The organism is Pseudomonas sp. GW822-FHT05A08 (assembly GCF_058800485.1).
Genome location: NZ_CM179511.1, coordinates 981,589 through 994,993, shown reverse-complemented (window position 1 = coordinate 994,993; position 13,405 = coordinate 981,589). Strand labels below are relative to the sequence as shown.

Below are 13,405 nucleotides of genomic sequence, written 5' to 3'. Positions count from 1 at the left end.
GAAATTGAGATGACCGACCAGACTACCCGCCTGCCGATCCGCCGCGCCTTGATCAGTGTTTCCGACAAGACCGGGATCCTCGAATTCGCCAAGGAGCTGGAAGCCCTGGGCGTGGAGATCCTCTCCACCGGCGGGACCTTCAAACTGCTGCAGGACAACGGCGTGGCCGCAGTGGAAGTCGCGGATTACACCGGTTTCGCGGAAATGATGGACGGCCGGGTGAAGACCCTGCACCCGAAAATCCACGGCGGTATCCTCGGTCGTCGCGGTATCGACGACGCCATCATGAACGAGCACGGCATCAAGCCGATCGACCTGGTAGCGGTCAACCTCTATCCGTTCGAAGCCACCATCTCCAAGCCGGGCTGCGACCTGCCGACCGCCATCGAGAACATCGACATCGGTGGCCCGACCATGGTCCGCTCGGCGGCCAAGAACCACAAAGACGTGGCCATCGTGGTCAACGCCAGCGACTACGGCCAGGTGCTGGAAAGCCTCAAGGCCGGCGGCCTGACCTACGCCCAGCGTTTCGACCTGATGCTCAAGGCCTTCGAACACACCGCGGCCTATGACGGCATGATCGCCAACTACATGGGCACCGTGAACCAGGCGGCCGAAACCCTGACCACCGAAGGTCGCAGCGAATTCCCGCGCACCTTCAACAGCCAGTTCATCAAGGCCCAGGAAATGCGCTACGGCGAGAACCCGCACCAGAGCGCGGCGTTCTACGTGGAAGCCAAGCCTGCCGAAGTCGGCATCGCCACCGCCACCCAGCTGCAAGGCAAGGAACTGTCGTACAACAACGTGGCCGACACCGACGCCGCGCTGGAATGCGTGAAGAGCTTCGTCAAGCCGGCCTGTGTGATCGTCAAGCACGCCAACCCGTGCGGCGTGGCCGTGAGCCCGGACGCCGAAGGCGGTATCCGCCAGGCGTACGAACTGGCCTACGCCACCGACACCGAATCGGCCTTCGGCGGCATCATCGCCTTCAACCGCGAACTGGACGCCGAGACCGCCAAGGCCATCGTCGAGCGTCAGTTCGTTGAAGTGATCATTGCCCCTTCGGTCAGCAACGAAGCCCGTGCCATCGTTGCCGCGAAAGCCAACGTGCGCCTGCTGGCCTGCGGCCAATGGTCGGCAGACCGCGTTCCGGCCTGGGACTACAAGCGCGTCAACGGTGGCCTGCTGGTGCAGAGCCGCGACATCGGCATGATCGGCGCCGACGACCTGAAAGTGGTGACCAAGCGCGCCCCGACCGAACAGGAAATCCACGACCTGATCTTCGCCTGGAAAGTGGCCAAGTTCGTCAAGTCCAACGCTATCGTCTACGCCAAGAACCGTCAGACCATCGGCGTCGGCGCCGGCCAGATGAGCCGCGTGAACTCCGCCCGTATCGCCGCGATCAAGGCTGAACACGCCGGCCTGCAAGTGCAGGGCGCGGTCATGGCGTCCGATGCGTTCTTCCCGTTCCGCGACGGCATCGACAACGCGGCCAAGGTCGGCATCACCGCGGTGATCCAGCCAGGCGGCTCGATGCGCGACAACGAAGTGATCGCCGCCGCCGACGAAGCCGGAATCGCAATGGTATTCACCGGTATGCGCCACTTCCGCCACTAATACGGCAGCGGCCGCACTGAAGCAGGCATCTGCTGCGTTGCAGCCGCTTGCGATGATGCTCATTGCCAGAAGGCAACTCCGCTCATCGCAAGCGACTGCGCCTTGCATCTACCTACTTCATTGCGACCTCCTGAAGCGTGAAGAGCTTTAGGCTCCTAACAGAATTAGCGTCATCCGAGGTTTTTGAAATGAATGTACTGATCATTGGTAGCGGCGGTCGTGAACACGCCCTGGCCTGGAAAGTCGCTCAAGACCCACGGGTCGAGAAAGTCTTCGTTGCCCCGGGCAACGCCGGCACCGCCATCGAAGCCAAGTGCGAGAACGTGGCCATCGACGTATTGGCCCTCGAGCAGCTGGCCGACTTTGCCGAGAAGAACGTGTCCCTGACCATCGTCGGTCCGGAAGTACCGCTGGTGGCTGGCGTGGTCGACCTGTTCCGCTCCCGTGGCCTGGATTGCTTCGGTCCGACCGCTGGCGCGGCCCAGCTGGAAGGCTCGAAAGCCTTCACCAAGGATTTCCTGGCGCGCCACAAGATCCCGACCGCCGACTACCAGAACTTCACCGAGATCGAGCCGGCCCTGGCTTATCTGCGGGAAAAAGGCGCGCCGATCGTGATCAAGGCCGACGGCCTGGCCGCCGGTAAAGGCGTGATCGTCGCCATGACCCTGAGCGAGGCCGAAGACGCCGTGCGCGACATGCTGGCCGGCAATGCCTTCGGCGACGCCGGTTCGCGCGTGGTGATCGAAGAGTTCCTCGACGGCGAGGAAGCCAGCTTCATCGTCATGGTCGACGGCAAGAACGTGCTGCCCATGGCTACCAGCCAGGACCACAAACGCGTCGGCGACGGCGACAGCGGCCCGAACACCGGCGGCATGGGGGCCTACTCCCCTGCCCCGGTGGTCACCGCCGACGTGCACCAGCGCGTGATGGACCAGGTGATCTGGCCGACCGTGCGCGGCATGGCCGACGAAGGCAACGTCTACACCGGTTTCCTGTACGCCGGCCTGATGATCGACAAGGCCGGCAACCCGAAAGTCATCGAGTTCAACTGCCGCTTCGGCGATCCGGAAACCCAACCGGTGATGCTGCGCCTGCAATCGAGCCTGGTGCTGCTGGTCGAGGCCGCCCTGGCCCAGGCGCTGGACAAGGTCGAAGCGCAATGGGATCCACGTCCGAGCCTGGGCATCGTCCTGGCCGCTGGCGGCTATCCTGGTGACTACGCCAAAGGCGCGGTGATCGAAGGCCTGGACGCGGCCGCCAAACTGGAAGGCAAAGTCTTCCACGCCGGCACCGCGCTCAAGGACGGTCAGGTGGTAACCTCCGGCGGCCGCGTGCTCTGCGCCACCGCCCTGGGCGAAAGCGTGGGTGCCGCGCAGCAGCAGGCCTACCAACTGGCAGCTAAGATCGATTGGCAAGGCTGCTTCTACCGCAAAGACATCGGTTACCGGGCCATTGCCCGCGAGCGTGGCGAAAGTCAGGAGTAATCCTGTCTTCCTGTCCGGCAGGGGCCCCAGGCCCTTGCCGGACGGCTCCAGCGCCGCGCATAGTTATAATCTGGCATCAACCTACGAAGGGATTTCGCCGTGCGCTGGCTCAGGACTGCCATAGGTTTCACCGTCACTCTGCTGACCCTGCTCTGCTTGATCCCGGCCCAGGCCGCACAAGGCAGTAACTGGGCCGTTTTGCTCGATGAACAGGCCGACCTGCAACTGAGCGATATCCGCTCCCCGCGCTACACCAATCAATTCAGCCCGATCGAACTGGAACGCATCACCGCCGCCGAACCCGGAGGCGCGTTATGGCTGCGTTTCAAACTGCAACCGGGCAAGCACGAACAACTGCTGCGGATCTTCGCGCCCGACCTGTCACGCCTGGACATGTATGTGCTGGACGGCGACAACCTGGTCGAGCAACTGACCTCCGGCACCCAGCAGCCCCAGGCCGAACGGCCTTTGCCCAGCAGTGACTTCATGCTGCCGCTGCCGCAGAACCAGAAGACCCTCGATGTCTACCTGCGCCTGGTCTCCGACCATCAGTTGCGCCCTTACATCACCCTGCAACCGGCGGTCATGACCGCGGCCAATCAAGGCCAGAGCGTGCTGTACGGCCTGCTGTTCGGCTGCATGGGCATGCTGATGCTGCACAACCTGGTGCGCTACGCCTACACCCGTTCGCGCAGCAGCCTGTGGCTGGCGTCCTGCGAAGCCCTGGTGATGCTCAGCCTGGCGCTGATGCTCAACCTGTTCGGCCCCTGGCTGCCGGACTGGCACGCGATACAGACCCCTGGCGCCTACCTGGCGCTGTTGCTGACCACCCCTTGCGGGCTGATGTTCGTCTATCGTTTTTTTGCCCCGCTGGGCCCGCACCCACTGAACAAGCTGCTGCTGGTCGACATCCTGATGGTCGGCCTGTGCAGCCTGTTGCTGCTGTTCGTCGATTCGCTCCCGCTGAACCTCATCACCTACGGCCTGGTGGCCCTGGTCGGCCTGAGCATGCTGTTCATCGCCGGTTATCACTGGCACAAAGGCTACCGCCCGGCGCGCTACTTCGTGGCCGGCATGGGCATCTTCAACATCGGCGCGCTGATCGTGCTGCCGGCGCTGCTGGGGCTGACCATGGTCGCGCCCCAGGGCCTGATCATCACCCTGCTGGTGACCATGTGCCTGAGCGGGTGGGCGATGAGCATCGCCCTGGGCGAGCGCCAGCGCAGCATCACCGAGAACGAGTTCAGCGTCAGCCGCGACCTCGCCGCCAGCAACGCCGAGGTCAATGCCAAGGCCGAGTTCCTGGCCAAGATCAGCCACGAGATCCGCACACCGATGAACGGCGTGCTGGGCATGACCGAGCTGCTGCTGGGCACGCCACTGTCGGTCAAGCAACGCGACTACGTGCAGACCATCCACAGCGCCGGCAACGAGCTGCTGACCCTGATCAACGAGATCCTCGACATCTCCAAGCTCGAGTCCGGGCAGATCGAGCTGGACGACGTGCAGTTCGACCTCAATGCACTGATCGAAGACTGCCTGAGTATTTTCCGCGCCAAGGCCGAGCAGCAGAACGTCGAGCTGATCAGCTTCATCCAGCCGCAGGTGCCGCGCGTGATCAGCGGCGACCCGACGCGCTTGCGCCAGGCCATGCTCAGCCTGTTGGAAAACGCCCTGAAGAAGACCGACGAAGGCGAGGTCCTGGTGGTGGTCGCGCTGGACGAGCGCACCAGCAAACCGCGCCTGCGCATCGCCGTGCAGGACAGCGGCCAGCCGATGGAAGCCGAAGAGCGCGATGCCCTGCTGCATTCGGAACTGCACAGCAAGAACTTCCTCGCCAGCACCCGCCTGGGCGGCAATCTCGGCCTGGTCATCGCCCGCCAGCTGATCCTGCTGATGCATGGCGAGTTCGGGGTCAAGACCAGCGCCAACCAGGGCAGCACCCTGTGGCTGACCCTGCCGCTGGACCCTGAGCGCCTGGAGCACCCGACGTCCGACCTGGATGGCCCGCTGCAAGGCGCCCGGGTACTCGTGGTGGACGACAACGACACCTGCCGCAAGGTCCTGGTGCAGCAATGCAGCGCCTGGGGCCTGAACGTCAGCGCCGTGCCTTCGGGCAAGGAAGCCCTGGCCCTGCTGCGCACCAAGGCGCACCTGCGCGACTACTTCGATGTGGTGCTGCTCGACCAGAACATGCCCGGCATGACCGGCATGCAACTGGCGGCCAAGATCAAGGAAGACCCGAGCCTGAACCACGACATCCTGCTGATCATGCTCACCGGCATCAGCAACGCGCCGAGCAAGGTCATCGCGCGCAACGCCGGGGTCAAGCGCATCCTCGCCAAACCGGTGGCCGGCTATACCCTCAAGACCACCCTGGCCGACGAGCTGACCCAGCGCAACAAGGGCCAACTGGTCCCCCATCAGCCCCATTCGCTGAGCGGGGTTGCGGTGCCGGTCAAGGTGCCGAGCGACTTCCGCATCCTGGTCGCCGAGGACAACAGCATCTCCACCAAGGTGATTCGCGGCATGCTCGGCAAGCTCAACCTGCAGCCCGATACCGCGAGCAACGGCGAAGAAGCCCTGCAAGCGATGAAGGCCCAGCGCTACGACCTGGTGCTGATGGACTGCGAAATGCCGATCCTCGACGGTTTCTCCGCCACCCAGCAGCTGCGGGCCTGGGAAGTCGGCAACCAGCGCGTGCGCACGCCGGTGGTGGCGCTGACCGCGCACATCCTCACCGAGCACAAGGAGCGCGCGCGGCAGGCCGGCATGGACGGGCACATGGCCAAGCCGGTGGAGCTGTCGCAACTGCGCGAACTGATCGAACACTGGGTGGCGCAGCGCGACCTGCAGGACCGCACCACGGCGCAACCGTCCTGAGCCGACAGTCCGGCAAACGCCTGTTAAACTCCGCTCGCCCTCCTTCGCTGTGAGTTTGCGCCATGCTCCATGTGCTGTTCAGCGTGTACCTGAAGATGCTGGTGCTCTACAGCCCCTTCTTCGTCCTGTCCTGCTTCATTAGCCTGACTCGCGGCTACTCCAGCAAGGAGCGTCGGCGCCTGGCATGGAACGTCGCCCTGGCGACCCTGGCCTCCAGCGTGCTGCTGTATCTGTTCGGACGGGTGATCTTCAATGTGTTCGGCATCACCGTGGACGCCTTCCGCATCGGCGCCGGTAGCGTGTTGTTCATCTCGGCACTGGGCATGGCCCAGGGCAAGTCGGCGATCCAGACCGACAACGTGCAGCAGGACGTGACCATAGTGCCCTTGACCATCCCCCTGACCGTCGGCCCCGGCACCATCGGCGCCCTGCTGGTAATGGGCGTCAGCCAGCCGCACTGGGACGACAAACTCACCGCGATCCTCAGCATCGCCCTGGCCAGCTTCACGGTCGGCGTGGTGCTCTACCTGTCCAACCGCATCGAACGCATCCTGGGCGAGCAAGGCTTGCAGATCGTCAGCCGACTGATGGGCCTGTTCGTCTGCGCCCTGGCGGCGCAGATCATCTTTACCGGGGTCAAGGGGTATCTGGGGTAGAGGCAGCGGCAAGCTTCAAGCTACAAGCGGCAAGAACAAGCAGGCTCACTGGGGACAGTGAGCCTGGGCTTTTTCTGGGGTGGGATTTTTTACGCCTGCAGTTGCCACTGCAAGGCATCCAGCGCGTCGCAGCCGTCTTGCAGCAACAGGTGGGCGGCGTTGACGAAGTGAATCAGATCCTGATCGCCCACACCTTTGACACTCAGGCAATTGAGGCTGTGCATCAAATCCCGCGAAGCCTTGATGCGCTGTACCGCGCCGCCATGCAGATCGGCTGCGGGCGCGTTGCGGTCGAGGTGGAAAATTGGGGTGGGGGTGAGATTGCTTTGTAGTGGGATGAACTCGGTCATTGGGAAGCTCCATGGTTAGCATTTCTGCATTCATAGGCTCGCTTTCCGACCGGCTAAGATCGGCCGCCGATGCGTCGGCGACCGGGCAACTATGGCTTCGCAAAAAAACTGCGACAACCCTCAATGTGTTGCCATTCTTTCCCTCTGACGGCCCCCACGCTTCCTGTAGCCGCTGCCGAGCCCGCGAGGCTGCGATAGGACCGAAGGTCCTCCAGCGGTTTCAAGACCCTGCGTCCGCTTCGCGGCCGATCGCAGCCTCGCAGGCTCGGCAGCGGCTACAGGGTTAGCGCCGACCGGTAGGTCGCGCCCGGCTTTTGATCTTGATCTACCCGCCCCATCGGGAGGCCGAGTGGAGGTGTTCATCAGGGGGATGGCGCGCAGCGCCCCTCGACGCAGTCGAGGACATCGTATGGAGGTCGAAGCGAAGCCGACCGGAGTCGATGCCCCCTGATGGACGCCGGAGCGAGGGAACCTGAGCGCAGCGAAGGCCGTACGCAGGGGCAAGCGTTTTTTGGTTACTTTTTTTGGCGTTTGAAAAAAAGTGACCCGCCGTAAGGGCGGAACCCTAAGTGGCCGTTACCGCAGCAACGGATATATACACCGTCCAAAAAATGCAGCGCCAGCACAGACGCCATCGCAGGCAAGCCTCGCCCCTACAGCGGTTCGAAGTTGCCTAAGGTTTCTGCCCGTACCACCTCGGCGTATACACCCACTCCCCCCCTCCAACCTTGGGAAACACACAGGTCGTGGATGACCCCACCAACACCATGGTCCGCATATCCACCTGCTCCGCTGTCAGCTCGCCCAGGGTGATAACGCGCAACGTCTGCCCCGGACGCCCGATATCCCGCCCCAGCACCACCGGCGTTTGCGGCGTGCGGTGCTGGCGCACGATCTCCAGCGCGCGCCCCAGTTGCCAAGGGCGCGAGCGCGAGATCGGGTTGTAGAACGCCAAGGCCAGGTCGGCCTGGGACGCCAGGTCCAGGCGCTTCTCGATGATTGCCCAGGGCTTGAGGTTGTCCGACAGCGACAGCACGCAGAAATCATGCCCCAGGGGCGCACCGGCCTGGGCGGCGGTGGCCAGGGAAGCGGAAACCCCGGGAAGGATTTCCAGCTCGACCTGATGCCAGCTCGGCTCGCTGGACTCGTGCAACGCTTCCAGCACCGCCGCGGCCATGGCGAAAACCCCCGGGTCGCCGGAGGACACCACCACCACCGAACGGCCTTGGGCCGCGAGCTCGAAGGCGTGGCGGGCACGCTGCATTTCTTCGCGGTTGTCGGTGCAGTGCATGACCTGGTCGGCGCGGAACGGGCCGGCCATGCGCACATAGGTTTCGTAGCCGAGGATATCGTTGGCCCGCGCCAGTTCGGCTTTCACCGCCGGCACCATCAGTTCGGCGGCGCCAGGGCCCAGGCCGATCACCGCCAGGCGGCCACGGGGGCGGCCGATCTGCTGCGGGTCCAGCGGCTGGCTGGCCACGGCAATGGCGATGTCTTCACCCACGCTGAGCGGCGGCAACAGTTGCGGCACAGCCTGTTGCGCCAGTTCGGCCACGCTGCTGGCGGCCGGGGCGAAACGCAAAGATACGCCCAGCTCGGCGGCGGCTTCGCGCAAGGCCGGGCTGGCCATCTCGGTATCGGCGGCCAGCAGGCAAGCGACGGACTGCACGGCGATTTTGGCGGTGTGCAGGGCGGCTCGCAGATGCGCGGCGAGTTCGGGGCCGCTATCGCGAGCAAGCTCGCTCCTACAGGTGAGGGCGATGAGGACGCTGCGCGGATAGATCAGCAGCTCATTGGCGGATGGCTCGCACTCGGCGGAGCCGACGCGAATGGTCAGCCGGGCCTGTTGGTCTTCCGGCAACTTGGCTTCGGCCAGCCAGGGCGCGGCGCCTTCGATGCGCACGCTTTCACCGCCCAGCAGGTCGGAGACGAAACGCTTGCCCAGCTCCAGATCACCCAGGGCATAGCCGCTCGGTGGGTTGAGCAGGCAGGTGCCGAAGCGCAGCTCGCCGCTGGTGGTGATGGCCGCCGCCACACCCAGGCCGGCGGCGATTTCCCGGGCCATGACGTTCACTCCGCCCAGGCCACCGAGCAACGGCACCACGGCGCTGCCGTCTTCGGCCACAGCCAGCACCGGCGGCTCCGCGCCCTTCTCCAGCAGCAGCGGCGCCAGGGTGCGGATAACGATGCCCGCGGCGCACAGGGCGATGATCGGCGTGTCCTGTTGATACAGCTGACGCAAGGTCGCGCCAAACTCCTGGTACGGGCGGTCGGTGCCCTCGACCCGTTCGGCCAGGCCGTGGATCAGCGCGTCCGGGTACAGCTGCTGAAGTTTGCGTGCAGTCGCCAGGCTGCCTTGGCCAAGGATGACGATGGCCGGTGCGGGACGGGCCATCAACCTTGCCACCTTTCACCGGGCACGATGATCAACGAGAAATACGGCGAGGACATCGGCTGCACTTCATCCAGCGGCACGATCTTCTGGTTGGCCATGGTCGCGCGCTCGACGTACAGCGCGCGCTCGGCCAGGCCCAGCTCTTCGAGCACCTGGCGCACCTTGGGGAAGTTGCGCCCCAGCTTCATCACCACCGCCGCGTCGGCATCGGCCAGGCGGCGCTTGAGTTCGTCATGGGGCAACACGCCGGAGAGCACCGACAGGCTCTGGTTGCGATACACCAGCGGCGCACCCAGCACCGAGGCGCCACCGAGCATCGAGCACACCCCCGGCACCACTTCGGCCGGGTAATGCTCGGCCAGGCGGTCGTGCAGGTACATGTAGGAGCCGTAGAAGAACGGGTCGCCTTCACAGATCACCGCCACGTCGCGGCCGGCGTCCAGATGCCTGGCCAGGTCTTCGGCGGCGCTGTCATAGAAGTCGCTGATCACTTGCTCATAGGACAGCGGCGCCGGCAGCACTTCGGTGGTCACCGGATAGACCAGCGGCACCAGGGTCTGCGCGCCTTGCAGGTGCGCTTCGATGATGCCGAAGGCATTGCCCTTTTTACCCTTGGCGACGAAGTACGCCACCACCGGCGATTCACGCAGCAGGCGCAGGGCCTTGACGGTAATCAGTTCCGGATCACCGGGGCCGACGCCCAGGCCGATCAAACGTCCAGGTTGCTGCATCATTCGATCTCCGTGGCCAGGGCGTTGACGGCGGCGGCGGCCATGGCGCTGCCGCCCAGGCGGCCTTGCATGATCACAAAAGGCACGCCGCGGCTGTCGGCGGCGAGCATCGCCTTGGACTCGGCCGCGCCGACGAAACCTACTGGGAAACCGAGGATCAGCGCCGGCTTCGGCGCGCCGGCGTCGAGCATTTCCAGCAGGTAGAACAGCGCGGTCGGGGCGTTGCCGATCACCACCACGCTGCCTTCCAGGTACGGCCGCCACAGCTCCAGGGCTACCGCCGAGCGGGTGTTGCCCAGCTCGCGGGCCAGCTCCGGCACGCTTTCGTCGCGCAGGGTGCAGATCACCTGATTGTTCGCCGGCAGACGGGCGCGGGTAATGCCTTCGGCCACCATCCGCGCATCGCAGAGAATCGGCGCGCCGGCCGCCAGGGCAGCGCGCCCGGCCTGGCCCGCGCCTTCGGAGAACTGCAGGCCGTCGATGGCATCGACCATGCCGCAGGCGTGGATCACCCGCACCGCGAGCTTTTCCAGGTCCGCGGGGATGCGATCGAGCCTGGCCTCCTCGCGAATGATCGCGAAGGAGTTGCGATAGATCTCCTGACCGTCGCGGATGTAATCAATCATGGGTGTTGCTCCGTGGGCGGGCATCGAGCAATGCGCCGGCCGCTTCAAGGGAAAGGTTGCGTGCGTGCAGCGTGCCGAAACCCGGCTGCGCGGCATCGCGAAAATAGAGGTCGTAACGACCGGGGGCGACGGCCAGCAAGGTAGCCGGTGCCACATGGGCGGCGGCGCAGGAACGCGAGCAGCCGGACAGGTGCACGTCCAGCTGATGGCCGTGGCGCTGGAGCAAGGCGGCCAGCTTCACCGCGTCGCCCTTGGTGTCGGCCAGGGCCTTGCCGCAGCCACTGGAACCGGTGCAGGCAATCAGGTGGACCAGGGGCTGCTCTGGCGAGCAGAGAAAACCCAGCTGTTGCAGGTGATGTGTGACTTCAACTGCGTCTTCGGCCCGCAGATTTGGCAGCAACAGGCTCTGCCAGGGGGTGAACCTCAGGCTGCCGTCGCCCCATTGCTCGGCCAGCTGCGCCGCGCCGCGCAGCATCGACGGGTCCAGCCGCCCCAGGGGCGTGACCGCGCCGACATAGACCTGGCCCGGTTGCCGCTGTGGATAAGTGCCGATATGCAGCGGCTCGGAAGGGGCCACGCGCTGCCAATCGCCCACCCTGATTACCGGCCCCGACAAGCGCGCGGACACCTGCGCCAGCAGTTCGTCCGCCGAGTGCTCCGCCGACAGCTGGCGCATGCGGGTCTGCTCGGGGCGGGCCAGGTCGAGGAACAGCTCCAGCACCGCCACCACCAGGGCCAGCCCATCCTCCAGCGCCACGCTGGCCAGGGGTCGGTCCCCAGGACAGCCGGCCAGGCCAAAGGCCAGCCAGGGCTCGCCCGCGCCTTCGAACGCCGAGAGCCACAGGTCATGGGGATGCTTCAGCATGGCCAGGGCCTCGCCGCCGTCGAGTTGCACGGCGAACTTGGGCGACAACTCATGAAAGCGCGGATGGCTTTGCACAGTGGCGAGAATCTGCCCGGCCAGGGGACGGGTGTCGAGGATCATCGTGCGGTCGATCCCGGCCGTGGGGCTGAGCATCAGGTTGCGCACGTCATCGCCGGCCGCGGTGGTCGGTCCCAGGCCGGCGGCCAGCAGATCGGCGATCAGCGCCTGATGCTCGGCGCCGATCCCGCGAATCTGCAGGTTGGCGCGGTTGGTCGCCTCGATCACCCCGCCGGCATAACGCTCGGCCGCAGCAGCCACCGCGCGGGCCTGGGCGGCGCTGATCGCCCCGCCGGCCAGCTTGATCCGGCAGATACCGCCGTCCAGCGCCGGGACGATACGCAGCAACCCCGGACAGGCCGAGGGGCGTAAGGCGGTGGACATCGGACGTTCGTTCAAGGGGGTGACCGGCTGTGTGGGAAAGGCGCTTCGCGGGCGAAGGCGCGGTATTATGCCTGCTTTGTCCGAAGGCATGAAAAGCCTGCCTGTCGGAAGAACAGGTTTTACCCTCGAGGAATAGCGATGTCGCCCTGGCTGACAGTAGTGGGAATCGGTGAAGACGGCTTCAAGGGCCTGGGCAAGAACGCCCGGTGGGCCCTGATGGGCGCTTCACGGATCGTCGGCGGCCAGCGGCAACTGGACCTGTTGCCGGTGTGCATCCGCGGCGAGCGGCAACTGTGGCCGAGCCCTTTCTCACTGGAGCCGGTGCTGGCCAAGCGCGGCGAGCCGGTGTGCGTGCTGGCCAGCGGCGACCCGATGCTGTTCGGCGTCGGCGCCAGCCTGGCGCGGCAGGTGGCTCAGGAAGAAATGCACGTCCTGCCCTCGCCTTCCTCTTATTCACTGGCGGCCGCGCGCCTGGGCTGGCCGCTGCAAGAGGTGGTGACGCTCTCGGTGGTCGCCCGCCCCGTGGCGGCCCTCAGCGCCCAGCTGTTCAGCGGCGTGCGCCTGCTGGTCCTGAGCAATGACGGCCTCAGCCCCTCGGCCATCGCCGCGCTGCTGCGCGAACGCGGCTTCGGCCCGAGCCGTCTCAGCGTGCTCGAGCACCTGGGCGGCGAGGCCGAACGACGGACCGACAGTACCGCCAACGACTGGAGCGACCCGGCCATCGCCGACCTCAACCTGGTGGCCATTGAATGCCTGGCCGAGCCCGATACGCCGCGCCTGTCGCGCCTGGCCGGCTTGCCCGACTCGGCCTTCCAGCATGACGGCCAGCTGACCAAGCGCGACGTCCGCGCCATTACCCTGGCTCGCCTGGCCCCTGTGCCTGGCGAACTGTTGTGGGATGTCGGCGCCGGCAGCGGCTCGATCGGCATCGAGTGGATGCGCGCGCACCCCAGCTGCCGGACCCTGGCCATCGAAGCCGACCCAGGCCGCCAGCAACTGATCGAACACAACCGCGACGCCCTCGGCGTGCCCGGCCTGCAACTGGTTCGCGGCAGCGCGCCCCAGGCGCTGGATGGCCTGGAAGCCCCGGACGCGATCTTCATCGGCGGCGGCGTGACCCGCCCCGGCGTGCTCGACGCCTGCTGGGCCCGGCTCAAGCCCGGTGGCCGGCTGGTGGCCAACGCCGTGACCCTGCAAAGCGAAACGACCCTGATGGCCTGGCGCGAACGGCATGGCGGCGAGCTGACCCGCATCCATGTCGCCCAGGCCCTGCCGCTGGGGGACTTCGACACCTGGCGCCAGGCCCTGCCCATTACCTTGCTCGACCTCGTCAAACCGCTATGAGCACCCTGCCCTC

The 13,405-nt window shown here is 65.7% G+C and carries 10 protein-coding genes; 5 read left to right on the top strand and 5 right to left on the bottom strand.

The genetic code is table 11. The features are described from left to right. Positions 1–9 precede the first annotated feature (9 nt). The 4 genes from purH to AC3RCP_RS04460 all read left to right on the top strand — a co-directional run bounded on the left by purH (position 10) and on the right by AC3RCP_RS04460 (position 6,640). The gene (gene purH / locus AC3RCP_RS04475) at positions 10–1,617 is read left to right on the top strand and encodes a bifunctional phosphoribosylaminoimidazolecarboxamide formyltransferase/IMP cyclohydrolase (RefSeq protein WP_101336721.1); all 1,608 of its coding nucleotides are present in this window, start codon (positions 10–12) and stop codon (positions 1,615–1,617) included. Between the two features lie 188 nt (positions 1,618–1,805). After that, entirely contained in the window at positions 1,806–3,101 is a 1,296-nt protein-coding gene (gene purD / locus AC3RCP_RS04470) for a phosphoribosylamine--glycine ligase (protein ID WP_007921652.1), read from the top strand. 99 nt (positions 3,102–3,200) lie between these two features. Beyond that, positions 3,201–5,984 carry a hybrid sensor histidine kinase/response regulator gene (locus tag AC3RCP_RS04465; RefSeq protein WP_053259482.1) on the top strand — a complete coding sequence of 928 codons (2,784 nt, stop codon included), beginning with the start codon at positions 3,201–3,203 and terminating at the stop codon, positions 5,982–5,984. 62 nt (positions 5,985–6,046) lie between these two features. Then, positions 6,047–6,640 carry a MarC family protein gene (locus AC3RCP_RS04460; protein WP_007923493.1) on the top strand — a complete coding sequence of 198 codons (594 nt, stop codon included), beginning with the start codon at positions 6,047–6,049 and terminating at the stop codon, positions 6,638–6,640. A gap of 89 nt (positions 6,641–6,729) precedes the next feature. On the opposite strand, the gene AC3RCP_RS04455 is transcribed toward AC3RCP_RS04460, so the two are convergent. The 5 genes from AC3RCP_RS04455 to cobG form a co-directional block, all read right to left on the bottom strand. Further along, positions 6,730–6,990, bottom strand: a complete 261-nt coding sequence (locus tag AC3RCP_RS04455) for a hypothetical protein (RefSeq protein ID WP_007923491.1) — start codon at positions 6,988–6,990, stop codon at positions 6,730–6,732. 673 nt (positions 6,991–7,663) lie between these two features. Continuing rightward, positions 7,664–9,385, bottom strand: a complete 1,722-nt coding sequence (gene cobJ / locus AC3RCP_RS04450) for a precorrin-3B C(17)-methyltransferase (RefSeq protein ID WP_492571434.1) — start codon at positions 9,383–9,385, stop codon at positions 7,664–7,666. After that, positions 9,385–10,116, bottom strand: a complete 732-nt coding sequence (locus tag AC3RCP_RS04445; RefSeq protein WP_492571468.1) for a precorrin-2 C(20)-methyltransferase — start codon at positions 10,114–10,116, stop codon at positions 9,385–9,387. Before AC3RCP_RS04445 ends, cobJ begins: the two co-directional genes overlap by 1 nt. Continuing rightward, positions 10,116–10,742: a precorrin-8X methylmutase gene (locus AC3RCP_RS04440; RefSeq protein WP_007932940.1), complete on the bottom strand. Its 627-nt coding sequence runs from the start codon at positions 10,740–10,742 to the stop codon at positions 10,116–10,118. Before AC3RCP_RS04440 ends, AC3RCP_RS04445 begins: the two co-directional genes overlap by 1 nt. Then, entirely contained in the window at positions 10,735–12,048 is a 1,314-nt protein-coding gene (gene cobG / locus AC3RCP_RS04435) for a precorrin-3B synthase (RefSeq protein ID WP_492571433.1), read from the bottom strand. The genes AC3RCP_RS04440 and cobG overlap by 8 nt, the downstream gene beginning before the upstream one ends. Before the next feature lie 138 nt (positions 12,049–12,186). On the opposite strand from cobG, the gene cbiE reads away from it, so the two are divergent. After that, entirely contained in the window at positions 12,187–13,392 is a 1,206-nt protein-coding gene (gene cbiE / locus AC3RCP_RS04430) for a precorrin-6y C5,15-methyltransferase (decarboxylating) subunit CbiE (RefSeq protein WP_492571432.1), read from the top strand. Positions 13,393–13,405 lie beyond the last annotated feature (13 nt).

Excerpts from the sequence above, each read along its gene's own strand:
- purH (WP_101336721.1), top strand. The coding sequence starts at position 10 with ATGACCGACCAGACTACCCGCCTGCCGATCCGCCGCGCCTTGATCAGT.
- purD (WP_007921652.1), top strand. The coding sequence starts at position 1,806 with ATGAATGTACTGATCATTGGTAGCGGCGGTCGTGAACACGCCCTGGCC.
- AC3RCP_RS04460 (WP_007923493.1), top strand. The coding sequence starts at position 6,047 with ATGCTCCATGTGCTGTTCAGCGTGTACCTGAAGATGCTGGTGCTCTAC.
- AC3RCP_RS04455 (WP_007923491.1), bottom strand. The coding sequence starts at position 6,990 with ATGACCGAGTTCATCCCACTACAAAGCAATCTCACCCCCACCCCAATT.
- cobJ (WP_492571434.1), bottom strand. The coding sequence starts at position 9,385 with ATGGCCCGTCCCGCACCGGCCATCGTCATCCTTGGCCAAGGCAGCCTG.
- AC3RCP_RS04445 (WP_492571468.1), bottom strand. The coding sequence starts at position 10,116 with ATGCAGCAACCTGGACGTTTGATCGGCCTGGGCGTCGGCCCCGGTGAT.
- AC3RCP_RS04440 (WP_007932940.1), bottom strand. The coding sequence starts at position 10,742 with ATGATTGATTACATCCGCGACGGTCAGGAGATCTATCGCAACTCCTTC.
- cobG (WP_492571433.1), bottom strand. The coding sequence starts at position 12,048 with ATGTCCACCGCCTTACGCCCCTCGGCCTGTCCGGGGTTGCTGCGTATC.
- cbiE (WP_492571432.1), top strand. The coding sequence starts at position 12,187 with ATGTCGCCCTGGCTGACAGTAGTGGGAATCGGTGAAGACGGCTTCAAG.